We start from the raw sequence: 24167 nt of genomic DNA, 5'->3' as shown, positions 1-24167 counted from the left end.
ATCACCCTCTCTCTGGCAAAGCAACTAAATGAGTATCCGATACAGGTTGTAACCCATATGCCAATCCTTCACTATCAAAGTAGTCATTAAAGGAATTCGCATATTCTCTCTGTACCTCCTGGCGAATACGATACTGTTTTTCCCTATTTCTAGGATTAATATCAGGAATCGCTGAAACGAGTCGCTTTGTATAAATATGTTGCGGATTATTAAATATATCTGTTATCGTTCCTTGCTCAACGTAACGACCTTTATACATAATTGCGATGTCATCACACATATGCTTGACAATACCTAAATCGTGACTAATAAATAGATAAGTCAAATTTAGTTCCTTCTGAATGTCCTGCATGAAATTCAGTACCTGTGCCTGAACGGATACATCAAGTGCTGATACAGGTTCATCCGCAATAATTAATTTTGGTTTTAGTGCAATTGCCCTTGCAATTCCAATCCGCTGTCTTTGCCCTCCAGAAAATTCATGTGGATATTTTAAAATACTCTCTGGACTTAATCCGACAATTTCCAATAACTCTTGAACTCGCTTCTTCTCCTCTGTCTTTGATAGCTTTTCAAAGTTTCGAAGTGGTTCTGAAATAATATCTAATACTCTTTTTCTCGGATTTAACGACGAATATGGATCCTGAAAAATCATCTGAACATCTTTCCGTAATGCACTATTCTCCCTTCCAAAGTTCGTTATATCTGTGCCATTAAACGAAACCTTTCCAGAATAAATGCTTTCTAGTCCAATCACAGCTCTACCAGTTGTTGTTTTACCAGAGCCAGATTCTCCTACAAGGCCATATGTTTTCCCCTGTTCAATCGAAAATGATACCCCATCAACTGCTTTAACATGATCTACCGTCCGGTTCAGAATCCCTGCTTTAATCGGAAAATATACTTTTAAATCCTCTACCTCAAGAATTGCCATGAACTTGTGCCTCCTTGCTCTCATCTGGGAAGTAAAAATGACTATAACAAGTACAGCGAACAAAGTGACCAGGCTCCACTTCATGTAATTCTGGGTTCTCTTCATGTGCTGATTCATCTACCCAAGGAATTCTTGCTGCAAATCGACAGCCATTGCGAGGAAGCTTCTGCAGCGATGGTACGACACCTTGGATAACATGGAGTTTATCCTGTCCTTCTGCAGGTACAGAATTGAGAAGCGACCTTGTATATGGATGTAATGGGTTCTCGAATAATGTATGCACATCAGCAATTTCTACAATTTGTCCTGCATACATGACAGCAACTCTGTCCGCCATCTCTGCAACAACACCTAAGTCATGCGTAATTAATATTACCCCTGAGTTCAGATCATCTTTTAATTCTCGAATTAAATCCAGTACTTGCGCTTGTATTGTCACATCTAATGCTGTCGTCGGCTCATCGGCAATCAACAGATCCGGTTGGTTTGCAATTGCAATTGCAATTACTATCCGTTGTCTCATTCCACCAGACAGCTCATGTGGGAATTGCTCGTACACATATTCGGCTCTCGGAATGCGAACAAGATTAATTAACTCTATTACTCTATCTTTACGCTGTTTCTGTGACATTTCCGGTTTATGTAAGATTAGTGTTTCAGCGATTTGATCGCCTATCTTCATTAGTGGATTTAGTGCTGTAAGTGGATCCTGGAATATCATTGCTATGTCATCGCCACGTAATTTATTTAATTTCGCTGGTGCGATATTTGCAATGTCTTGATCCTTATAAAAAATATTCCCTTCAACTCTAGCCTTTGTATGTAATCCCATTATCGAAAATGCTAATGCACTCTTCCCTGACCCAGACTCTCCTACAATTCCTAAGACCTCATTTTTATTTACTGTGAGCGATACATCATCTACCGCTGCATAATATTTATCCCCAATACGAAATGAGGTTCTTAAATTGTTGATCTCTAATAATTTATTGCTCAAACTTCTCACCCCTAGGTACTAATTTGCTCTGTCCCAAAATGACCATCTCTACTAAGGGTCATCCATTGCCCTAATTATTATTTGGAATATTAATATTGGATGTAATTTTCGAATAATTAAATGTAAAAATAACATGGAATAGGATAAGCATTTGCTAATCAATTTATTTATTTTTCCGATAATTCCAGCTATAAGAATCTAAAATTCTATGAAACAATCGATTAGAGCTAATGCTAAAAATAGGACTATTTATTACGGTTGAAACCATTTCGTAAATAAATCTTAATATATTATAAAGAATTATAAGTGAATAATTTCAGAAAAGCAAGATGTTTTCTGAAAGTTTTATCTACCAATTATCAGTATATTGCCGTTTTTACAATAAAAGAACTAGTAGCAGCAGGGATATCAAGGGTTTCATCAATAGAGAAAAATATTTATTATTCCTTCTATTTTTTTCATTTTCACCCTACATATATGCAAATATTAGCGTGCTTTGTAGAACTTTTTCCTAATTTGGGGAAAAATAAATAGCCCAGCATCTGCTAGGCTATCCAATTCAGAAGTTTATAGGGCTATCAAAGATTGATTCTCTACATGACGATCCTCTGAAGCAAGCTGTTGAATTCTTGCCATCATCCCAATGTCCAAGTTACCTCCACTTACAATCACACCACAATGGCGGGAGTTAATTTGATCATTATGGGCAAATAATGCAGCAGTTGCAGCAGCCCCTGCACCCTCTACTAATGTTTTATTTCGCTCGAGCATATAAACAATAGCAGATGCAATCTCTTCATCTGTTACGGTTACCACATCATCCACATAGTTATAGATGATTGGTAATGTATGCTCTCCTGGCTCTTTAACGGCAATGCCTTCAGCAATTGTCGATACAGTACTTGTTTTCATCTTCTTTTTAGAATGGAAGCTATCATATGCTGCAGATGCACCACTTGCTTGAACACCGATAATTCGAATATTACGATTTACGTATTTTGCTGCAACTGCAATACCACTTATTAATCCGCCACCACCAATCGGTACGATAATCGTATCAATACGGTCCTCTTGACGTAATAATTCCATCGCGATTGTTCCTTGACCAGCCATTAACTGATGATCATCAAAAGGATGGATATAAGTGGAACCACTTTCCATTTGTTTTTCTAATGACGCTGTATAGGCCTCCTGAAAGCTTTCACCAGTAAGCACAACATTTGCGCCGTAATTTCTTGTCGCATCTACTTTTGCTAATGGTGTTTTTTCCGGCATAAATATTGTGGCTTTTACCCCTAACTTTCTAGAGGCTAGCGCAACTCCCTGTGCATGGTTTCCCGCTGAAGCAGTAATAACACCTTTTGCTAGTTGCTCTTTCGTCAGTTGCATTAATTTATAGCTTGCACCACGAAACTTAAATGCACCGGTCTTCTGTTGATTTTCCATTTTAAAATAGATATGTTTTCCAAGTAACTGATTTGTTGTCGCTGATGTGAGTATTGGTGTACGATGGACGATAGGCGCTAAGCGCTTCATCGCATTGTGCACTAACTCACCGGTTAAGCAATCCCCAATTAGGCCACTTCCTTATTTATTTTATTTTCATTTGTGAGAACGTGATAATTCTCACAAATGAATGTTATAACGAATTTTCAAATTGTTCAATCTTCTCTTGGTGTAGTAAGGTTAGCGCAATATCATCCCAGCCATTAATCAGCTTTTCCTTATGATACTCAGGAATATCAAAAGGTACGATTAGGTTCTCTTGATCTGTAATGGTCTGTTCAAGCAGGTTGATATCTAATACTAGTCTACCAGTTTCTGCTTGCTCCATCCATTTATTTAACTGTACTTCTTCCATTTTAATAGGAATAATCCCATTTTTCAATGAATTATTGTAAAAAATATCAGCAAAACTTGGAGCAATGATTACTTTAAATCCATAATCCAAGAGCGCCCATGGTGCATGCTCCCTTGAAGAACCACAGCCAAAGTTCTCTCCTGCAATGAGTACGGTACTATTTTCGTATTTCGGTTCATTTAATGCAAAATCTGCTCGTTCATTTCCTTCATCATCAAAGCGCCAATTAAAAAACAGAAATTGTCCAAATCCAGTTCTTTCAATTCGTTTTAGAAATTGCTTAGGGATGATTTGGTCTGTATCAATATTGCTGCGATTTAAAGGAAAAACCAGTCCTTGATGCTGTTTGATTGCTTCCATTTACATCCCTCCTAATTCAATACACCTGCAAATTTGCGTACATCAACGAAACGTCCCTCAATTGCCGCCGCAGCCGCCATTTCTGGACTAACAAGATGGGTACGTGCACCATTTCCTTGTCTACCTTCAAAGTTACGGTTTGATGTCGATGCACATCTGCCACCAGGTGGGATAATATCATCATTCATTCCTAAACACATACTACAACCGGAATTACGCCATTCAAAGCCTGCATTTAAGAAGATTTGGTCGAGTCCCACTTGTTCAGCCTGCAATTTCACGCTGAATGAACCCGGAACGACAATCGCTTTTATACCTTCTTTTACTTTTTTTCCTTCTATTATACTAGCCGCTTTTTCTAAATCTGCAAAACGTGAATTCGTGCATGATCCAATAAAGACATGATCAATCTCAATTGATGTAATTGGTTGATTTTCCTCTAATCCCATATACTCAAGCGCTCTTTGTACATCTTCCTTATGCTCCACATCTGCTAGACTTGGCGTTGCTCCACTAATTGGCACACACATTGCCGGGTTCGTTCCCCATGATACTTGTGGTTCAATTTCTGCTGCTTGAATCGTTAAGGTTGCATCATATTCGGCACCTTCATCGGTTGCAAGTGCAAGCCACTCATCTGCAATTTCATTATATGCTTCACCTTGTGGTACATATTCCCGACCACGAAGAAAATCAATCGTAGTCTGGTCAGGGCTAATTAACCCTGCCCTTGCTCCACCTTCAATCGACATATTACAAATCGTCATACGACCTTCCATTGACAGCTTACGAACCGCATCACCTGTATATTCAACAATATGCCCGGTACCGAATTTAACACCAAACTTCGCAATGATTGCAAGAATTAAATCCTTTGCTGTAACACCTGGGCCTAAATCCCCTTCAACATGGACATTCATTGTCTTTGGCTGTTCTTGCCAAATTGTTTGTGTCGCAAGAACATGCTCGACCTCACTCGTACCAATACCAAAGGCAAGTGCACCAAATGCACCATGTGTCGATGTATGACTATCTCCGCATACAATCGTTTTCCCAGGTTGGGTTAAACCAAGCTGTGGTCCAATTACATGAACGATTCCCTGATCTGGATGAAACATATCCGCAAGTTTAATCCCAAATTCTTCACAATTTGTCTTCAAGGTTTCCATTTGTTTCCTAGAAATCTCATCCTTAATATTTTCCCGATTCTTTGTTGGCACATTATGATCCATTGTTGCAAATGTTAAATCTGGACGGCGAACGGTTCGATTATTCAATCGTAATCCTTCAAACGCCTGTGGCGAGGTCACTTCATGAATTAAATGTTGATCAATATATAATAAATCTGGATTTCCCTCTTCTTGATGGACAACGTGTTTATCCCATATTTTTTTAATAATTGTTTCCGGTTTTGTCATATTAATACTCCTTTCCAATCAGACATATGTGTTACAAATACTATTAGAAATACTCTTTGTTGTTAAATTCTCGATTACTGCATCTGTAATTTTTTTCGTACTTGCAAGCTTTCCATCTTTGAGTTGTAAATCAGCTGTATGATATCCCTGCTCTAACGTTTCATTTACAGCTCTTTCAATTTCCACAGCTTCTTGCTCAAGTCCAAATGAATGTCTAAGCATCATCGCTGCCGATAGAATCATTCCGAATGGATTGGCAATTCCCTTTCCAGCTATATCTGGCGCTGATCCATGTACAGGTTCATAAAGTCCGACACCATCCGTACGAACACTTGCAGATGGCAGCATTCCAAGTGATCCAGTTAAAACGGATGCTTCATCACTTAAAATGTCACCGAATAAATTTTCAGTAACAATAACATCAAAATGATTTGGCTGGGTAATCAGCTTCATTGCAGCAGCGTCGACTAATAAATGTTCTACCTTTACCTCTGGATAAACACTAGCCTTTTCATCGACAATTTCCCGCCACATTCTACTTGATTCGAGCACATTCGCCTTATCGACAGATGTTAACTGTTTCTTTCTTTGCATCGCACTTTGAAATGCTTTATCAATAATTCTTTCTATCTCATGTCGTTCATAGTAAAGGGTATCGACAACGACATTTCCATTCTCCCTGCGTTCACTTGGGGTGCCAAAGTATAACCCACCAGTTAACTCACGGATAATTAAAATATCACTTCCTGTAATAATATCTTCTTTTAGCGGTGATGCATGAAGTAGAGAATTAAATCCTTTAATTGGACGTAGGTTTGCAAAAAGACCAAGTGCTTTACGAATACCTAATAAGCCCTTTTCCGGACGCAAATGGCCGGGATTACTATCCCACTTTTTCCCACCTACCGCACCTAAAAGAACCGCGTCTGCTGCCTCACATGCATGAATCGTTTCTTCTGGAAGTGGATGATTATATCGATCGATTGCATCACCACCAATTGCATGCTCATGAAAGATAAACTCATGATTGTGCTCATTCGCAACCGTATTTAATACAGCCTTTGCTGATTCCATAATTTCTGGTCCAATTCCGTCACCTGGAAGTAAAACAATATGCTTCTTCATAATTTTGGAACCCCCTTCCCTTTTATTTCACAATTTCCTTTTGCTTCATGGTTTGCTGCTGTACGATGTAGCGATTCACAGCATTTAAAAATGCGACCGCGGAGGCTTCAAGGACGTCCTGTGCAGCACCACGCCCATTCATTGTTTGCCCATTTACATTTAGTTGGACATAGGACTCAGCTAGCGCGTCTTTCCCGCCACCAACGGAGTTAATTTGATAGTCGATTAGATGTAATTCCTCGTGAATCAAATTGTCTAACGTTTGATATAATGCCTCTACACTACCTTTACCTGTGGAAGCAGTTTGTACTGTTTCGCCACTAGGTGTCTTCAATACGACTGTAGCTGTAGGAATATTTGTTGTACCATACTGTACTTGGAACATTTCCAATTTATATTTATTAACTGCAGCTGAATCAGTTTTTATTTCCATGACAATTGTATATAAATCATCGTCAGTTACTTCTTTTTTATGATCCGTTAATTGCTTAAATTGGTTGAAGGCTTCCTTCAGTTGTTCATCTGTAAGCTCTACACCTAATTCTTTAATTCTATCTTTAAACGCATGGCGTCCAGAATGCTTACCAAGGAATAATGTATTGGACGAGACACCAACCATTTCTGGAGTGATGATTTCGTAGGTTTCGACATTTTTCAATACACCATCTTGATGGATTCCTGATTCATGTGCAAATGCATTACGGCCAATAATTGCTTTATTCGCCTGCACGTACATTCCAGTCAATTTCGAAACGAGGTCACTCGTCCGTTTAATTTCATTTAGTTGAAGTCTCGTTTCATATGGATAAAAATCGGACCTGATTTTTAGGGCCACAGCAACTTCTTCTAATGCTGCATTTCCTGCACGCTCACCAATTCCATTTATCGTTCCCTCTACTTGAGTTGCCCCGTTTTCTACTGCAGCAATCGAGTTAGCAACTGCCATACCAAGATCATCATGACAATGACACGATAATGCAACACGATCAATATTTGGCACATTTTCTTTAATATAACGGAACATTTTGCCGTATTCTGCAGGTGTTGCATAACCAACCGTGTCAGGTAGATTAATTACAGTAGCACCAGCATCAATCACTTGCTCGATGATACTAGCTAAAAATGCTAAATCTGATCTCGATGCATCCTCTGCTGACCATTCAATTTGTGGGAATTTTTGTTTTGCGTAGGTTACCATGTTAACCGCAGATTCTACTACTTGATCTGGGGTCATTATAAGTTTATCGCGCATATGAAGCTCTGACGTTGCAATAAATAAATGCAGCCGTGGCTCTGCAGCACCTTTTAATGCTTCCCATGCTGCATCAACATCAGATTTAATAGTTCTCGCTAGCCCTGTAACCGATGAATCCTTAATCGTATCGGCAATCAATTTTACTGCGTCAAAATCTCCTTTGGAGGAAGCAGGGAACCCTGCCTCCATTCTATCTACTCCAAAGCGTTCTAACTGTCTGGCAATCTCCAATTTTTCATGCTTATTTAGGTTCACACCTGGGGATTGTTCCCCATCTCGAAGCGTGGTATCAAAGATTTTAATTTGTGACATGCTGCTTCACTTCCTTTTGTTTTGTTTTGACTTCCTGTTTGACAAAAGGCATTAAATCTCGTAACTCCCTTCCAATGGTTTCAATTTGGTGTTTGTTTTCTGCTGCATTGATTGCATTAAACTGTGGACGACCAGCTTGGTTTTCAAGAATCCAATCTTTTGCAAATTTACCAGTTTGAATATCGGTTAATACGTCTTTCATTCTTGCTTTCGTATCTTCATTAACGACACGTGGTCCAGATACGAAGTCACCCCATTGTGCTGTATCAGAGATTGAATAGCGCATATTTTCAAGTCCACCTTCATATAGAAGGTCAACGATTAATTTCATTTCATGCATACATTCGAAGTAGGCAACTTCTGGTTGGTATCCTGCTTCTGTTAGTGTTTCGAAACCTGCTTTAATTAAGCTTGTAACCCCACCACATAATACCGCTTGCTCTCCGAATAGATCTGTTTCCGTTTCTTCTTGGAAGCTAGTTTCTAAGATTCCCGCTCTACCTGCACCAATTCCTTGTGCATATGCAAGTGCTAATTGAGTAGCATTTCCAGTGTAATCCTGGTAAACACCGTATAATGCTGGTACCCCTGCACCAGATTCAAAGGTTCTGCGTACTAAATGTCCAGGTCCTTTTGGTGCTACAAGGAATACATCAACATCTGATGGTGGTACGATTTGGCTAAAATGAATGTTAAAGCCATGCGCGAATACAAGTGCATTTCCAGCTGTTAGATTTGGTTTAATGCTTTCTTCATATACTTGTTTTTGGTTTTCATCTGGTAAAAGGATCATGATTACATCTGCTTCACTTACTGCCTCTGCTACTGGATAAACTGTAAAGCCATCTTCCTCTGCCTTTTGTTGTGATTTACCAGCTCTTAGACCAATGACAACATCGTAGCCACTTTCTCTTAAGTTCTGTGCATGTGCATGCCCTTGTGAACCATAGCCAATTACTGCGATTTTCTTACCTTGTAATACCTCTTTTTGAATATCTTTTTCATAAAGTACTTTTGACATATTTATCTCCCTCTCGAATGTTAGTTTTATTGTTTTATATTTTGTTGCATTTTCTGGTTATAATAGTCGCTCCGCTCCGGAAATACACTCCGCTTTCCGTGTATTTCCTACGCTGGGATTGTGAGCGTAATGTTCTTTTACCAACAATTACAAGTTTACTAGTTAAGAATCAAACGCAACTTATAGGATAGAAAATGAATTAATGTTGGTTACTTGCTGTTCTGGTTGATGCCCTCTCGTGAATGCTGTTACACCTGTTCGGGTTAAATCTTTTATTCCATATGGTCTGAGCAAGGTAATGAGTGCATCCACCTTCTCTGGCTTCCCTGTTACTTGAATGATGAGACTATCTTTACTAATATCGATCACACTTGCACGGAATGGTGTAATGACACCTTGTATTTCAGCACGTAATTGACTGTTGCTACTAACTTTGATCAGTGCTAACTCTCTTGCAACAATTGCATTATCCGTAATGTCGGATACCTTTAATACATCGATTTGTTTATTTAATTGTTTCGTCAGTTGCTCTAATTTCTGGTTGTCACTTATTTCGACAACAAAGGTCATCTTCGAAATTCCCTCCACATCAGAAGCTCCAACGGAAATACTTTCGATATTAAATTGACGCTTTGATAACATTCCTGTAATCCGATTTAGTACCCCACTTCGGTTTTGCACGGTTGCGGTTATGATTCTTCTCATTTCGTCACCCCAATCATTTCATCTAATCCAGTTCCAGAGGCAACCATTGGATTAACAAGGGTTAGTCTTTCAACACGACAGTCAACAACTACTGGACCATCGTAGGAGAAAACATCGCGTAGCAATTCTGGAACATCAGCCTCTTTCGTTACTCGCTCGCCACGAATACCATAACTTTCTGCCAGTTTTACGAAATCTGGGTTTTCAGATAATAGTGATTCTGAATATCGCTCACCATAGAAGCTTTCCTGCCATTGACGAACCATTCCCAGTGCCTCGTTATTAACGATGATTACCTTAACAGGTAGATTTTTTTGTTTAATAACAGAGAGTTCTTGGAAGGTCATCTGGAATCCACCATCTCCAACAATGGCAACTACTAATTCATCTGGTTTTCCAAGCTGTGCACCGATTGCTGCTGGGAAGCCGAAGCCCATTGTTCCAAGCCCACCAGAGGTAACCCATTTATTCGGTTTATTAAAATTATAAAATTGTGCTGCCCACATTTGATGTTGACCAACGTCAGTTGTAACGATCGCGCCCCCACTTGTAATCGTATTAATTTGCTTGATTAACCACTGTGGAGAAATCAGTTTATCTGAGTGATCATACCATAGCGGGAAGTCTACTTTGTCTTTTTGTAATTTGTTAATCCAATCTGTATGGCTTTGTATGGTGATTGGACAATTCAACAATTCCTGGATTGCTTCCTTCGCATCCCCAACAACTGGGATATCTGTCTTAACATTTTTTCCAATTTCTGCTGGATCAATGTCAATGTGGGCAATCTTTGCTTTTGGTGCGAATTTCTGAAGATTTCCAGTTAGTCGATCATCAAATCTGGCACCGATGTTGATTAATAAGTCACATTCTTGGATGGCCATATTTGCTGTATACGTTCCATGCATACCCGCCATCCCTAATGATAGTTCACTAGATCCTGGATAACCTCCTAAACCAAGCAAGGTTGTTGTCACTGGGATTTGGTATTCATCCGTAAGAGCCTTTAATCCTTCTGAAGCATTGGCGAATAATACGCCAGCGCCAGCTAATATCAGTGGCCGATTTGCATGGCTTAAAGCTTCTGCTAGCTTCGTAATTTGTAATGCATTTGGCTTGATTGTCGGTTGGTATCCTGGTAAATAAAAATCGCTATCGTACTCGTCACTTGTTAATACTTCGGAGATATTTTTTGGAATATCGATAACAACGGGTCCAGGACGTCCTGTTGAAGCAATATGAAAAGCTTCTTTAATGACTCTTGGCATATCAGCAATATTACTTAACTGATAATTATATTTCGTGATCGGTGTTGTAATCCCGATTATATCTGCTTCTTGGAATGCATCTGTACCAATAACGTTCTTGCTAACCTGACCTGTAATAATCACAAGTGGTAAGGAATCCATCATCGCATCCGTTATACCTGTTACTAAGTTTGTTGCACCAGGGCCCGAGGTAGCAATGACAACACCTGGTTTTCCAGTAACGCGCGCATATCCTTCTGCCGCATGAATCGAACCTTGTTCATGTCGTGACAGAATATGCTGGAATTTCGCCTCACTTTGATAGAGTGCATCATAAATCGGTAATACTGCACCACCAGGATATCCAAAAATCGTATCAACTCCATTATCAACCAATGTTTGGATTAATAAATCTGCACCTGTTTTAAGCTTTTTCTTTGATTGTGTCTCAAGCTTTGCCTCCATCTTCATCTCAACTACCTCCTCCATGTTTATTAGAATTTGGAAAGTGTAAATCATTCTCTTCTTGTGTAAGTAATGCGTTTATACGCTATTGAGGTACAGTTTTGAGCTATCAAAAAAGACCCCACTCTCCCCATAAATCTGCAAATTTTCAGAAATAATTGGGGAGAAAAGAGTCTTCTTTTCACGGTACCACCCATGTTTATAGCATCCTTGCGAATACTACCTCAAAAGGCTAATAACTTAGCCTCATTGATAACAGGTACAATTATTGCACCTGACCAAGCCTAATGGGAAGATACCTTTCAGCCTAGCACTCAGGGAAGATGTCAGAATAATATGTACTTCTAGGCTTCCAGCAACCCTAGATCTCTGTAAGTACACTTTCCATATTCCTTTATTCCCGTCATCGAGTTCGTCATTATTCTATTTTCATCGTTGGAACAAAATTATTACTTAAATGTACGAAATTGTTTACTAAAGTATGAATGATTTCGAATACTTTATATTGCGGTTAATCATATAACTTTTTCCTGCGCGGGTCAATAGGTTTTTCGAAGTTTTTTGATAGTTGTAACAAATCGCAATATATTGGATGCGTTTACATTGTTAATATAGTAAGCATTTTTCAATTTATGAAAAAATATTAAAAAATTGTTACAATCTGAATTTTAGCTGAAATAAATGATTTTGCTATGCTTATAGAAAATTTAAGTTGTATTATCAAAATAAGTTTCTATACACAATATAGGTTCTCAACGATTATTAAATCCTGTTGAGGAGTATTTCAATCATGCAAAGAATACCATGATGAAACTTTAATTCCACTCACTCGATCCAGACTTTAGGAGTGCAATATATTGCATATTATATAAAAATAGCCCCAGGTGTAAAGCTCCCTGGAGTTATTTTTATATGACAATTAGTCACGGTTTAAATAATCCGTTACAGCGCCACGTGATGCACTTGTAACATTATGTGCGTACTTGCCTAGAACACCTTTTTTGTATAATGGTGGTGCAACCCAATGGGCGCGACGTTGTTCGAGTTCCTCTTCCGATACATCAAATGTCAATTGTTTCTTCTCAGAATCAATCGTTACAAGATCGCCGTCTTTTAGGAATGCGATTGGACCACCGACCTGTGCTTCAGGTGCAATATGCCCAACAACAAGTCCATGTGTACCACCGGAGAAACGCCCATCCGTTAATAATGCTACTTTTTCTCCTAATCCTTTACCTACTAGAATACTAGAGATGGATAGCATTTCCGGCATACCAGGTCCGCCTTTTGGACCAACAAAACGGATGACCAGCACATCACCTTCGTTAATTTCGTTTTTCATGACCGCTGCGGTCGCTTCTTCTTCCGTATCAAATACACGTGCAGGGCCAGTATGCACTTTCACCTTCACACCAGAGACCTTTGCAACAGAGCCTTCTGGAGATAGGTTACCTTTAAGAATAATTAATGGACCATCTTTACGTTTCGGATTATCAAGTGGTGCAATAATTTCTTGCCCCTCTTTAAGTGATGGTGCATCTTTTAAGTTTTCTGCAATTGTTTTTCCTGTAACTGTCATACAGTCCCCATGCAGGTAACCCGCTTCAAATAACATCTTCATTACTGCTTGTACGCCACCAACTTTATATAAATCTTCCATTACGAAACGACCACTTGGCTTCAGATCAGCCAGATGTGGAACCTTCTTCTGAATTCTATCAAAATCATCAATGGTTAGATCGACTTCAATTGCATGGGCAATCGCAAGCAAATGTAGGATTGCATTTGTGGATCCTCCAAGTACCATGACAACTGTAATCGCATTTTCAAATGCTTCTTTTGTCATGATATCTTTTGGATAAATTCCATTCTCTAAAAGATTCATTACTGCACGTCCAGCCTCTTCTGAATCAACTTCTTTTTCAGATGATTCGGCTGGATGTGAAGAGCTTCCCGGGAGACTCATCCCAAGTGCTTCAATAGCAGATGCCATCGTATTCGCCGTGTACATTCCTCCACATGCACCAGCTCCTGGACATGCTGCACATTCGATTGCCTTTAATTCTGCGTCCGTAATATCTCCGTTATTATGCTTTCCTACACCTTCGAATACGGAAACAAGGTCAATATCCTTGCCATTCAAATGTCCAGGTGCAATCGTACCACCATAAACGAATACAGAGGGAATTTCTGCATTGGCAATTGCAATCATACAACCTGGGATGTTCTTATCACAGCCACCAAATGCAACAAGTCCGTCAAAATTCTCTGCTCCAACTACTGTCTCAATAGAATCAGCAATGATATCACGACTAGGTAAGGAATAGCGCATTCCTGGTGTTCCCATTGAAATCCCGTCTGATACAGTGATTGTGTGGAATAAGAATGGTACCGCACCTGCATCACGGGCCCCTTCTTTTGCTCTGCGGGATAAGGAACCCATATGTATGTTACATGGTGTTACTTCACTTTCCGTATCCGCTACCCCAATCATTGGTTTCTTGAAATCCTCGTCTGTTAATCCGACCGCGCGTAGCATTGCCCGGTTTGGTGCACGCATCGTACCATCAAATGCACTACTTTTTATTCGTAAATCTTTTGTCATAGTACTAGCCACCTTTCTTACAAACTATTATATGGATAATTTTCCAATAGTTCAATCTATTTATCCCGTTTGAGCTGTGTACGGACTGCGCCTCACGGACGTGAGGTGGTTCGACGTTGCCACAGGACGTGGCTATTCTCGGTAATTAAGTCATCCACAGCATTCAAATTTAATAATTTCCTAGACGATAAGAATGTCGTTATATTTTTTTAACTACTAAAAAAATTAAGTCAATCCCAACAGTTGATGAAGCGTTTACACTGTATTTGAGAAGAATTTACAATTAGTAAAATATATCGACAACACTTATAATACGAATATAATAAATATATTTATGGTTAAGAAATTAACTTTTTTGGGGGGACTAGAAATGCTAGCAGATCAACAATTATTAAGGATTCCTGGACCAAGTCCGGTTCCGCCAAGCGTTACTCGCGCAATGGGTAAGCCGATGATTGGGCACCGCGCAAGTGAGACGAAAAAGCTATTACAATCCATCAAACCAAGATTAAAGCCAATTTTCGGTACCAAGCAAGATGTACTAGTGATTGCCGGCAGTGGAACAGCGGGTCTAGAAGCAGCGGTCGTGAATACCGTGAAACCAGGTGACGAAGTATTAGTTGTCGTCACCGGAGCATTTGGCGAACGATTTAGTAAAATTTGTCGTGAATATAATATTACCGTCCATCAATTGAATGTTGCTTGGGGTGAAGCTGTGAATCCAGCAGCACTCAAGCAAGCACTGCTTGAACATCCTCAGGTTACCGTTGTCTTCACTACTTATTGTGAAACATCAACAGGGGTTCTCAATCCAATTGACCTGCTGGCTAAGGTTGTTCATGAGCAATCCGATGCACTAATTGTCGTCGATGGTGTCTCCTGTGTAGCTGGCGTCGAAACAAAGATGGATGAATGGGATATTGATGTTTTAGTGACAGGGTCACAAAAAGCGTTCATGCTTCCTGGGGGATTAACCTTTATTGCTGCTAGTGAGCGTGCTTGGAAAGTAATTGAAGCAAATGAGCAGCCGAGCTTTTATTTTAATTTGCAAAAATATCGTAACAGCATGAATGAGGATTCTACACCATTTACACCGGCAACCTCTCTATTATTCGGTTTGGATCAGGTGCTAAATCTTTTTGATGAAGAAGGATTGGACATTGTCTATGCCAGACATCAATTAATGATGAACATGACGAGAGCTGCTTTCCGTGCACATGATATTCCGCTTTTAACAGATGACCAATCAGCATCACCAACTGTAACAGCCGTTCGTCCAGCAGATTTTTCGGCAGAGGATTTAAGAAAAGTGATTAAAGAGGAATTTGGCCTAAGTATTGCCGGTGGACAGCAGCATCTCAAGGGAGAGATTTTCCGAATTGGTCATATGGGCTACTGTTCTCCTGCTGATGTGCTACAAATTATTGGCATTATCGAGCTTGGCTTGATAAAAATTGGTAAGAAAATCGATCTTGGCAAAGGTGTAAAGGCTGCCCAAGAAATTTATTTACAACAGGAGGTATTATCTTGAGCTTTAATATATTAATTAGTGACCCACTTAGCGAAGAAGGTATTTATCCATTAAGAGAAGCAGACAATGTGAATATTGTCATGGAAACGGGTTTAACCGCTGAACAGCTTGAGGACCGAATTCATGCATTCGATGCATTGCTCGTACGTAGTCAAACCCAGGTTACTCGTTCACTTATTAGCAAGGCAACAAATTTGAAAATCATTGGCCGTGCAGGAGTTGGTGTCGATAATATCGACCTTGATGCTGCAACCGAGCATGGCATTATCGTCGTCAACGCACCAAACGGAAATACCAACTCTGCTGCTGAGCATACGATGGCAATGCTGATGGCATTATCAAGAAACATTCCGCAAGCATACCATGCATTGAAAAACCAACAATGGGATCGCAAGAAATATGTCGGGGTTGAGTTGAAAAATAAAACCCTTGGCATTGTTGGCCTTGGAAGAATTGGTGTAGAAGTTGCTACAAGAGCAAAAGGACAGCGAATGAATGTTATCGCATATGATCCCTTTTTAACTGAGGAAAAGGCAGAGAAGTTAGGAATTGGTTACGGAACATTTGAAGATGTGATTAAACAAGCAGATTTTATCACCGTCCACACACCATTACTGAAGGAAACGAGGCATATGATCAACGAGGAAGCTTTCTCGCTAATGAAAAATGGTGTACAAATTATCAACTGTGCACGCGGCGGAATCATTGATGAAGACGCATTGTATGATGCAATTCTATCTGGAAAAGTAGCTGGTGCTGCATTGGATGTTTTTGAACAGGAACCCTTCATGGATCATAAATTGCTGGAGCTTACCGAAGTGGTTGCCACTCCGCATTTAGGTGCGAGCACAGTTGAGGCGCAGGAAAGTGTTGCCATTGATGTAAGTCATGATGTGATTAGCTTTTTAAATGGGGATATGGTGAAGAATCCAGTCAATCTACCTTCACTGCCAAAAGAAGCACTTGCCAAAATTGAACCATACTTCGATTTAGCAGAGAGATTAGGTGCATTCTTAATTGATTTAACGAAAGAAGTTGCAGAAGAAGTTAGCATCAGCTATTCTGGTGAGCTATATGACATGGATGTTGCACCACTAACAAGAAATTTAGTGAAGGGTATTCTGAAACGTCATCTCGGCAGTCATGTAAATGACGTAAATGCATTATATCTTGCGGAAAGAAATGGAATTACCGTGAACGAGAACAAAACATCGGTACTAAAAGGATTTACGAATTTAATTAACGTGGAAATCAAGACAAAATCGAAACAAAAAGCGGTTGCCGGGACATTATTAAATGGCTTCGGACCAAGAATTGTCAAAGTAGATAGCTACCATGTCGATGTGACACCTAAAGGACATATGGTCGTCATCCAGCATATTGACCAACCCGGTGTTATCGGCAGAATGGGAAGCATGCTTGCAAAACATGATGTGAATATCGCTACAATGCAAGTAGATCGCTCCGATATTGGCGGAAATGCGATTATGATGCTAACGATTGACAAACACTTGGAACAAGATGCTTTAGAAGAACTGAAGAATTTAGAAGAAATAAAAGAAGTTATTGCTATTGATCTTTAATATCTAACAAATAAGGATTAATCCGTTTGGCAGCGGATTAATCCTTATTTGTTTGAATGGATGGTGTGATGATGCTGATATCCACAAGCTCAGGGTGATTTTTTTATATCAAAATACGCATAAGCTCAGAAAGATTCGAAATCTCATACATTGGCTTAATTTCCCCCTTTTCTCGATTATGCCGATTAAGCCAAACAGAGGGAATCCCAGCACGATTTGCTCCTAGAATATCGGTATGTAAATTGTCTCCGACCATAATTGCTTCATTTTTATCTAACGAAAGAGCCTTAAGTGCATGCTCAAAAATAGTTGGATCTGGTTTCCCTCTGCCAAAATCTCCAGAAATAATAATTTCGCTAAAATACGGAACGAGCTCTTGTGTGATCTCTAGTTTTAAATTTTGTAAACTTGGCGAGCCGTTGGTAATCAACCCCAGCTTATAGTCGCCCTTCAACTGGTCCAAAATCGTTAACGAATCTTCATAAAGAAATGGACTTGCTTTCCTTGCCTCCCTAAAATAATCTGCAAGCTCACGTCCAAACTCAGGATTATCAATTCCTACATCCTGCAATCCAAGGGTCCATGCTTCCTCCCTGTACGTTGGCGCAATTTCCTTTAACTTGCGAAATTCCTCCCCCTCATCAAGAAATTCAGCCCAGAGACCCTCAAAAGGGTTAATTCCAATCATTTGTGTAAACGGGTAAACATCGTAGCTTGCATACAAGCGGCAAGCGTTCTCTCTCACTTTTTGTTCGAATACTTCTTGGTCAATTTCGTACTTTGCATGTGCAACATTACTCGTCTTTTCGAAAGCCGTTTTCACACTTTTCTCATCCCAAAGTAATGTATCATCTAAATCAAATAGAATAGCTTTTATCAACGTCCAGCAACTCCTTGAATCAATTTGTTAGGAAAAGTCCTAATACTAATTTAACATGAATTTTCTAAATAAGGGCTTGCATTCAAATAAATTTTCTATTATGATATATAGAAAACTTTCAGTATACGAGGAGATAGTGAGATGGAAGACCAAACGATACGAGTAGAATTAACGAACAACAAGAAGGAAAAACCAAATGAAAGCCAACTAGAATTTGGCAGAGTATTTACTGATCATATGTTCATAATGGACTATGCAGAGCCAATCGGATGGCATGATGCGCGTATTGTACCCTATCAACCCCTTGTGATTGAACCATCTTCAATGATATTTCACTATGGCCAATCTGTTTTCGAAGGATTAAAAGCATATCGTACAGAAACTGGAGATATTCAGTTATTTCGCCCAGAAAAGAATATTCAACGTTTAAATCATTCAAATGACCGGCTTGTCATTCCACAAGTTGATGAAGATTTTGTACTCGAAGCAATCAAGGAGCTGCTAATCGTAGATAAGGAATGGATTCCACACTCTGAAGGAACTTCAATCTACATACGTCCGTTTATTATCTCGACTGAGCCATATTTAGGTGTATCATCATCAAAACATTATAAATTGATTGTCATCATGTCACCTGTTGGTTCGTATTACAAAGAAGGAATTAATCCGGTAAAAATCGCGGTAGAGGACCAATTTGTTCGTGCAGTAAAAGGTGGAACAGGTGAAGCGAAAACTGGTGGTAACTATGCTGCGAGTTTAAAGGCACAGGAAAATGTTGAAAAAGAAGGCTATTCACAAGTGTTGTGGCTTGATGGTATGGAACGAAAATATATTGAAGAAGTAGGCGCGATGAACGTATTCTTCAAAATAAACGGTGAGGTAGTTACACCACAATTAAACGGAAGCATTCTTGCTGGTATTACACGGGATTCCGTTCTTCAATTATTAAAATATTGGAATGTACCTGTCTCTGAACGAAGAGTATCGATGGCCGAATTGTATGAAGCACATCAAAGTGGACAATTGGAAGAAGCATTTGGTTCTGGAACTGCAGCAGTTATTTCGCCAATTGGTGAACTGCGCTGGCAAGGGGAACATCTTGTCATTAATAATGGTGAAATCGGCGAGCTTTCACAAAAATTATATGATACGATTACAGCAATTCAATATGGAAAATTAGAAGATCCGTTTAATTGGTTGGAAAAGGTAAATATTAAAAGTAAAATAAATCTTTAATGGATTAATAACAAAACCTGGTGCACCATATGATGGGCACCAGGTTTTTCGTTCACTTACTGATTTTCTCGACCTGCCATACTTTTTTCAGCGATTTGGATCATTCTTTTGACCATCTCGCCGCCCACCGATCCGTTCTCACGTGCAGTCGTGTCAGCTCCAAGTTCAACTTCGAATTCATTTGCGATTTCTTCCTTCATCTTGTTCACTGCATTTTCCGCATTTGGCACTAACAATTGATTACGATTGTTGTCAGCCATCCTCGATCACTCCTCGGGGGAATTGAACAGTATCAATCTGTTCTCATTTATCATTTGACTATTAGACTTTTTTATACGTTCAACTATCTGCTGATTGTAGTACTATAAAACAATATTTATCATATATTACATTTGTATGCTTTTTTCATCAACAACACTACATAGGAGGAAAATGGAATGGTACATGGTTTACACCAAGTTAGACTCGAAATGCCGATTGAAAGAGTTTGGGAATTTATTAGTGATGTCAATAACTGGGCACCACTTGTTCCAGGATATATTGAACATGAAATCATCAACAATCAACGATCCATTTGGAAATTACATGGTGACGGCGTGATAAGGAAAACAGTCAATCTTAAAGTAGATATTATTGAATGGAATAAACCAACAGATATCGCTTTTCGCTTATCACGATTAAATGAGGCAAGCATCGGAACTGGCTATTTTAAGGCAATCACATTAACTGATTTCACAGTAGAAATGTCCGGTTATCTGAACATCTCTCTAAAAGGCATCATCGGACAGATGGTTAACCCAGTTTTGAATACCGTTATTCCTACTGTTGGTAAAGAATTCACAGAAAAGGTCGCAGCAAAAATGTTAGAAAGAAATAAAGAAAAATTAACGGTATAAAAATCTTTTTATTTGCTAAATCTTTATTTACTCCATTACTCCAGAATGATACAGTAAAAGACGGTATGATTATTTGGAGGGAAATGGAACATGAATTTTTTTAGAAGCAATAAAAATATCACCGAATATGTCTATATCATTATCGGTGCAACATTAGTTGGCTTAGCCTACAATATTTTTTTCTTACCATCAAAACTTGCAGCGGGTGGCATTTCTGGGGTTTCGACAATTCTAAATGAGTTGTATCATTTTAGCCCTTCAGCTGTACAGCTGGTCATCAATATCCCCATTTTTATTATTGGCTGGCTAGCACTTGGTAAGGAGTTTAGTTGGAAATCATTAGTCGGAACATTTTGGGTCCCTTTTATAATTTTTCTCAGTGAAGATATTCCATTGACCGTTACCAATCCATTGCTAGGCGCACTTTATGGTGGGATCCTACTTGGTGTTGGACTTGGGATCGTGTATCGTGGAAATGGATCAACCGGGGGAACAGCAGCAATTGCGCAGATTGTTAAAAAATTCACCGGTATTTCAAGTGGCTATTCACAATTCATTGTCGATGGAATTGTTGTCGCTTTATCCATTATCGTCTTTAATTTAGAGCTAACTTTATTCGCATTATTAGCAATTTATATTTCAGGAAAAGCGATTGACTTTGTCCAATTACGGACCTCTGCTACGAAGCTAATTGTTGTCATTACCGAAGAAGAGGAAAAGGTGCAAAACTTGATTCATGATGAAATTGATCGAGGATTAACGAAAGTACGCTCTGTTGGTGGCTATTCAAACCTAGATAAGACAATGCTTTTATGTGTCGCCGAACAACCAGAAGCAGTACATTTAAAGAAATTACTTCAAAAAGAAGTGCCAACATCGTTTGTTATCTTCATTAACGCATCTGAAATTATGGGTCGCGGGTTTTCATTGGAGAAATATTACGGGCAGAAATTATAATCAATACCATCTTTTAGCAATACACCACTGGAACTGGAATGAATAAAATTCCAGTTCCAGTGGCGTTTTAACTACCAAGTAAAGTCTATTTCACAAGCACTTCCGTTCGATTCAAACCCAGACTTTCTAATATTTCTGTTTTTATATCTGCCAGAAGCATACTGCCTCTTGCTCGTGGCCGCGGTTCACTAATCCCTATTTCCTTATCTATTTTCCCTGGTTGTCCTCGTAAAATAATAATCCGGTCACATAAATATGTTGCTTCATCGATATCATGAGTGACGATGACGATCGTTGATTGATACGTTTTCCATATATTAAGCAACAAATCCTGGAGCTGCATTTTTGTAAAGGCATCTAGTGCGCTAAATGGCTCATCAAGCAGTAATATTTCTGGTGATGTAACAAGAGCACGAGCTATCGCTACCCGCTGTGCCATTCCCCCAGATAGCTGCTTTGGAAATAGATGTGCACTATCATTCAAACCGACATTTTCTAAATAGGCTTTTCCAAGCTTCTCTTTCTCCGATTTACTCCCCTTTAATCCAAAGGTGACATTATCGAGTACCGTTAACCAAGGGAACAAGCGAGGCTCTTGGAAGATGAATCCTACTTCCTCTTGAATGTCTCTTGTGACTTTACCGTTTACGGCGATTTCTCCATCATACTCGGAATCAAGTCCAGAAATTGCTCGGAGTATTGTGCTCTTGCCGCAGCCACTCGTACCTAACAATCCAATAATTTCGCCTTGCTTAGCAGTGAAGGAAACATCCCTCACCGCCTGTTTGTCTGCAAAGGTACGACCTACGTTTTTTAATTCTAGACTCAAACTGTACCCCCCTTTTAAGATTTAACTAGTCGATCTTGCCAGTGTAATGCTCGCGCTTCTACTATTTTCAAAATCCAATCCGTTAACTTGCCAATCACTGCGAATAAAATGATACTAGCCAAAATTGTTTCTGGTGATAAGGTATTTTGCCCAAGTACTAATAAGTATCCAAGACCTTGGCTCGCCCCCATTAGTTCTGCGGCAACAACGAACATCCACCCTAAGCCGAGACCACTTCGTAAACCGGTGAGAAAAGATGGAAGAGATGCAGGTAAAATAATTCTCGTCACGAGCTGGAAGGAGTTAAGTTTATTAATTTTCCCGACCTCAATTAATTTCCGATCGACTCCAAAAATCCCACTTACCATATTTAAATAAACCGGAAAAAAGACGCCAACCCCAATCATCGTAATTTTCGATGGTTCACCAATCCCCATCCACAGAATAAATAACGGTACCCATGCAAGGGAGGGAATGGAACGGAATGCCTGGATCATTGGATCAAAAAGCTGTTCTGCTTTCTGATAAAAGCCGACAAATGAACCTAGAACTACCGCCACAGCTGTACCTAGCACAAATCCTGCGAGTACACGATATGTTGTAATTCCAATATGTCCCCATAAGGAACCATCCTGCCCAAGTCCAATGATCGTTCCTAAGACGACCGATGGGGCTGGTAGCATGTAGGAAGGAAATACTTCTAGCCTGCTAAGTATCTCCCAAACGAATAGGAGAATAATGGAAATAATGCTTCCTAAGACGATATTCTCCACATTCTTACTTCGTTTTATTTGTTGTTTTCTTTTCGAAGCATAATCCTTTGTCAGAACGGACGAGACTTCACTTTCAAGCTTTTCCATTCGATTTCTCCCCTTTCACATTTATTTATCCCGCATGTAACGTGAAGTAAGACCCCCACTGAATGAAGTTTCACTTTATCAATCCCCAATTGTTTCTTCTGCAAATGACGGTTCAATTAACTCACTCGTAATCTCCTCAAGATCGACATTTGCTTCAATTACTTCTCCTGCTTGTAAAACCTTACCCGCTTCAATTAATGCATCATGATGAATCATTTCCGGTATTGCCTCTGAAAAATCATTTCTTTCCATCGTTAATTGAGCGACTTCCATTGAAATACTTGCTTCCTTAGCTAAAATTCCCGCTGCCTCTTCTGGATTTTCAATCGTCCATTCCCTTGCCTTCTCATATGCAGCAATTACACGGTTGACATACTCAGGGTAGTCAGCAGCGAAATCTTCCCTAACATTTAGGAATCCGTACGTATTAAAATCAACATTACGATAAAATAGTGATGCATCCGACTCAAGCTCCACTCTTGCCATATTCGGATCAAGTCCTGCCCATGCATCAACAGATCCTTTCGTTAATGCATTTGCCCCATCCCCGTGCTGCATGTTAATAATTTCCACATCCGCCGCTGGTATTCCTTCCGCACTAAGCGCACGTAGAAGAAAGATATATGGGTCTGTTCCGATCGTTGCTGCAACCTTTTTACCGCTCAAGTCTTTCACGGAACTGATATCTGAGTCAGGCATCGTTACAAGTGCCGTCCATTCAGGCTTCGAGTAAATATAAACATTTTTAATTGGTGCCCCGTTCGCCTTCGATATCAGTGCCGCTGCCCCAGCAGATGAACCGAAGTCAACACTATTACTATTTAGAAACTCGAGTGCTTTGTTACTGCCCTGACTCAGCACCCATTCAATTTCAATTCCTTCTTCTTCAAATTCCTCTTCCAGCCAGCCCTTTTCCTTTAATACTAGGCTAGTCGGCGAATAATATGCATAATCCATTCGAATCTTCTCTGGTGTGCCTTCTGTACTTGCATTTGAAGAACAACCAGCAATGAACAATAATATGATTGAAAAAACCCCGATTGCAACACTCTTCTTAAACTTACGCTTATGTTTCATGCTTTTCCCCCAT

Annotated in this window: 21 protein-coding genes; 5 read left to right on the top strand and 16 right to left on the bottom strand. The window is 39.5% G+C overall.

Annotated features, from left to right (window positions below; translation table 11 throughout):
* Window position 1: 1 nt before the first annotated feature.
* The 11 genes from CWR48_RS15150 to ilvD form a co-directional block, all read right to left on the bottom strand.
* Window positions 2-934, bottom strand: coding sequence for an ABC transporter ATP-binding protein (locus tag CWR48_RS15150; protein ID WP_115774164.1), 933 nt, complete (start codon window positions 932-934; stop codon window positions 2-4).
* Entirely contained in the window at window positions 921-1931 is a 1011-nt protein-coding gene (locus tag CWR48_RS15145; RefSeq protein ID WP_115774163.1) for an ABC transporter ATP-binding protein, read from the bottom strand. The genes CWR48_RS15150 and CWR48_RS15145 overlap by 14 nt, the downstream gene beginning before the upstream one ends.
* 567 nt (window positions 1932-2498) lie before the next feature.
* Complete coding sequence (gene ilvA, locus CWR48_RS15140) at window positions 2499-3467, bottom strand: threonine ammonia-lyase (RefSeq protein ID WP_115774162.1); 969 nt, start codon at window positions 3465-3467, stop codon at window positions 2499-2501.
* A 103-nt stretch (window positions 3468-3570) separates the two neighbouring features.
* The gene (leuD, locus tag CWR48_RS15135; RefSeq protein ID WP_115774161.1) at window positions 3571-4152 is read right to left on the bottom strand and encodes a 3-isopropylmalate dehydratase small subunit; all 582 of its coding nucleotides are present in this window, start codon (window positions 4150-4152) and stop codon (window positions 3571-3573) included.
* A gap of 11 nt (window positions 4153-4163) precedes the next feature.
* Window positions 4164-5570, bottom strand: a complete 1407-nt coding sequence (gene leuC, locus CWR48_RS15130) for a 3-isopropylmalate dehydratase large subunit (protein WP_115774160.1) — start codon at window positions 5568-5570, stop codon at window positions 4164-4166.
* 18 nt (window positions 5571-5588) lie between these two features.
* Entirely contained in the window at window positions 5589-6695 is a 1107-nt protein-coding gene (gene leuB / locus CWR48_RS15125) for a 3-isopropylmalate dehydrogenase (RefSeq protein WP_115774159.1), read from the bottom strand.
* A 22-nt stretch (window positions 6696-6717) separates the two neighbouring features.
* The gene (locus CWR48_RS15120) at window positions 6718-8262 is read right to left on the bottom strand and encodes a 2-isopropylmalate synthase (protein WP_115774158.1); all 1545 of its coding nucleotides are present in this window, start codon (window positions 8260-8262) and stop codon (window positions 6718-6720) included.
* Window positions 8249-9283 (bottom strand): ketol-acid reductoisomerase, encoded by a 1035-nt coding sequence (gene ilvC, locus CWR48_RS15115; RefSeq protein ID WP_115774157.1) that lies wholly within the window; start codon window positions 9281-9283, stop codon window positions 8249-8251. Before ilvC ends, CWR48_RS15120 begins: the two co-directional genes overlap by 14 nt.
* 180 nt (window positions 9284-9463) lie before the next feature.
* The gene (gene ilvN / locus CWR48_RS15110; protein WP_115774156.1) at window positions 9464-9988 is read right to left on the bottom strand and encodes an acetolactate synthase small subunit; all 525 of its coding nucleotides are present in this window, start codon (window positions 9986-9988) and stop codon (window positions 9464-9466) included.
* Window positions 9985-11706 carry a biosynthetic-type acetolactate synthase large subunit gene (ilvB, locus tag CWR48_RS15105; protein ID WP_115774155.1) on the bottom strand — a complete coding sequence of 574 codons (1722 nt, stop codon included), beginning with the start codon at window positions 11704-11706 and terminating at the stop codon, window positions 9985-9987. Before ilvB ends, ilvN begins: the two co-directional genes overlap by 4 nt.
* Before the next feature lie 913 nt (window positions 11707-12619).
* Window positions 12620-14305, bottom strand: a complete 1686-nt coding sequence (gene ilvD / locus CWR48_RS15100; protein WP_115774154.1) for a dihydroxy-acid dehydratase — start codon at window positions 14303-14305, stop codon at window positions 12620-12622.
* A 370-nt stretch (window positions 14306-14675) separates the two neighbouring features.
* Between ilvD and CWR48_RS15095 the strand changes: the two genes are divergently transcribed.
* Together CWR48_RS15095 and serA are read left to right on the top strand one after the other, a co-directional pair.
* On the top strand, window positions 14676-15836 hold the full coding sequence (locus CWR48_RS15095) for a pyridoxal-phosphate-dependent aminotransferase family protein (RefSeq protein ID WP_115774153.1): 1161 nt from the start codon (window positions 14676-14678) through the stop codon (window positions 15834-15836).
* Complete coding sequence (gene serA, locus CWR48_RS15090; RefSeq protein ID WP_115774152.1) at window positions 15833-17419, top strand: phosphoglycerate dehydrogenase; 1587 nt, start codon at window positions 15833-15835, stop codon at window positions 17417-17419. The genes CWR48_RS15095 and serA overlap by 4 nt, the downstream gene beginning before the upstream one ends.
* 103 nt (window positions 17420-17522) lie before the next feature.
* On the opposite strand, the gene CWR48_RS15085 is transcribed toward serA, so the two are convergent.
* On the bottom strand, window positions 17523-18299 hold the full coding sequence (locus CWR48_RS15085) for an HAD family hydrolase (protein ID WP_115774151.1): 777 nt from the start codon (window positions 18297-18299) through the stop codon (window positions 17523-17525).
* Window positions 18300-18440: 141 nt separating this feature from the next.
* On the opposite strand from CWR48_RS15085, the gene CWR48_RS15080 reads away from it, so the two are divergent.
* Window positions 18441-19535 (top strand): branched-chain amino acid aminotransferase, encoded by a 1095-nt coding sequence (locus tag CWR48_RS15080; protein ID WP_115774150.1) that lies wholly within the window; start codon window positions 18441-18443, stop codon window positions 19533-19535.
* Between the two features lie 56 nt (window positions 19536-19591).
* Here CWR48_RS15080 and CWR48_RS15075 read toward each other — a convergent pair whose 3' ends face one another.
* A complete protein-coding gene (locus CWR48_RS15075) occupies window positions 19592-19795 on the bottom strand; it encodes an alpha/beta-type small acid-soluble spore protein (RefSeq protein ID WP_115774149.1) in 204 nt (67 codons plus the stop codon).
* Window positions 19796-19972: 177 nt separating this feature from the next.
* On the opposite strand from CWR48_RS15075, the gene CWR48_RS15070 reads away from it, so the two are divergent.
* Window positions 19973-20431: an SRPBCC family protein gene (locus CWR48_RS15070; protein WP_115774148.1), complete on the top strand. Its 459-nt coding sequence runs from the start codon at window positions 19973-19975 to the stop codon at window positions 20429-20431.
* Window positions 20432-20521: 90 nt separating this feature from the next.
* Window positions 20522-21388, top strand: a complete 867-nt coding sequence (locus tag CWR48_RS15065; RefSeq protein ID WP_115774147.1) for a YitT family protein — start codon at window positions 20522-20524, stop codon at window positions 21386-21388.
* Window positions 21389-21473: 85 nt separating this feature from the next.
* Here CWR48_RS15065 and CWR48_RS15060 read toward each other — a convergent pair whose 3' ends face one another.
* The 3 genes from CWR48_RS15060 to CWR48_RS15050 form a co-directional block, all read right to left on the bottom strand.
* Complete coding sequence (locus CWR48_RS15060) at window positions 21474-22217, bottom strand: ABC transporter ATP-binding protein (RefSeq protein ID WP_115774146.1); 744 nt, start codon at window positions 22215-22217, stop codon at window positions 21474-21476.
* Between the two features lie 14 nt (window positions 22218-22231).
* Window positions 22232-23077, bottom strand: coding sequence for an ABC transporter permease (locus tag CWR48_RS15055; protein WP_115774145.1), 846 nt, complete (start codon window positions 23075-23077; stop codon window positions 22232-22234).
* Between the two features lie 78 nt (window positions 23078-23155).
* Window positions 23156-24154 (bottom strand): aliphatic sulfonate ABC transporter substrate-binding protein, encoded by a 999-nt coding sequence (locus tag CWR48_RS15050; RefSeq protein WP_115774144.1) that lies wholly within the window; start codon window positions 24152-24154, stop codon window positions 23156-23158.
* Window positions 24155-24167 lie beyond the last annotated feature (13 nt).

Origin of the sequence: Oceanobacillus arenosus (assembly GCF_003369575.1) — a bacterium.
Lineage (GTDB): Bacteria > Bacillota > Bacilli > Bacillales > Amphibacillaceae > Oceanobacillus > Oceanobacillus arenosus.
The sequence above is the reverse complement of the archived record's forward strand: the minus strand, read 5'-3'. Positions and strand labels throughout refer to the sequence as shown.

Excerpts from the sequence above, each read along its gene's own strand:
- CWR48_RS15150 (WP_115774164.1), bottom strand. The coding sequence starts at position 934 with ATGGCAATTCTTGAGGTAGAGGATTTAAAAGTATATTTTCCGATTAAA.
- ilvA (WP_115774162.1), bottom strand. The coding sequence starts at position 3,467 with ATGAAGCGCTTAGCGCCTATCGTCCATCGTACACCAATACTCACATCA.
- leuD (WP_115774161.1), bottom strand. The coding sequence starts at position 4,152 with ATGGAAGCAATCAAACAGCATCAAGGACTGGTTTTTCCTTTAAATCGC.
- leuC (WP_115774160.1), bottom strand. The coding sequence starts at position 5,570 with ATGACAAAACCGGAAACAATTATTAAAAAAATATGGGATAAACACGTT.
- leuB (WP_115774159.1), bottom strand. The coding sequence starts at position 6,695 with ATGAAGAAGCATATTGTTTTACTTCCAGGTGACGGAATTGGACCAGAA.
- CWR48_RS15120 (WP_115774158.1), bottom strand. The coding sequence starts at position 8,262 with ATGTCACAAATTAAAATCTTTGATACCACGCTTCGAGATGGGGAACAA.
- ilvC (WP_115774157.1), bottom strand. The coding sequence starts at position 9,283 with ATGTCAAAAGTACTTTATGAAAAAGATATTCAAAAAGAGGTATTACAA.
- ilvN (WP_115774156.1), bottom strand. The coding sequence starts at position 9,988 with ATGAGAAGAATCATAACCGCAACCGTGCAAAACCGAAGTGGGGTACTA.
- ilvB (WP_115774155.1), bottom strand. The coding sequence starts at position 11,706 with ATGAAGATGGAGGCAAAGCTTGAGACACAATCAAAGAAAAAGCTTAAA.
- ilvD (WP_115774154.1), bottom strand. The coding sequence starts at position 14,305 with ATGACAAAAGATTTACGAATAAAAAGTAGTGCATTTGATGGTACGATG.
- CWR48_RS15095 (WP_115774153.1), top strand. The coding sequence starts at position 14,676 with ATGCTAGCAGATCAACAATTATTAAGGATTCCTGGACCAAGTCCGGTT.
- CWR48_RS15080 (WP_115774150.1), top strand. The coding sequence starts at position 18,441 with ATGGAAGACCAAACGATACGAGTAGAATTAACGAACAACAAGAAGGAA.
- CWR48_RS15075 (WP_115774149.1), bottom strand. The coding sequence starts at position 19,795 with ATGGCTGACAACAATCGTAATCAATTGTTAGTGCCAAATGCGGAAAAT.
- CWR48_RS15070 (WP_115774148.1), top strand. The coding sequence starts at position 19,973 with ATGGTACATGGTTTACACCAAGTTAGACTCGAAATGCCGATTGAAAGA.
- CWR48_RS15065 (WP_115774147.1), top strand. The coding sequence starts at position 20,522 with ATGAATTTTTTTAGAAGCAATAAAAATATCACCGAATATGTCTATATC.
- CWR48_RS15055 (WP_115774145.1), bottom strand. The coding sequence starts at position 23,077 with ATGGAAAAGCTTGAAAGTGAAGTCTCGTCCGTTCTGACAAAGGATTAT.
- CWR48_RS15050 (WP_115774144.1), bottom strand. The coding sequence starts at position 24,154 with ATGAAACATAAGCGTAAGTTTAAGAAGAGTGTTGCAATCGGGGTTTTT.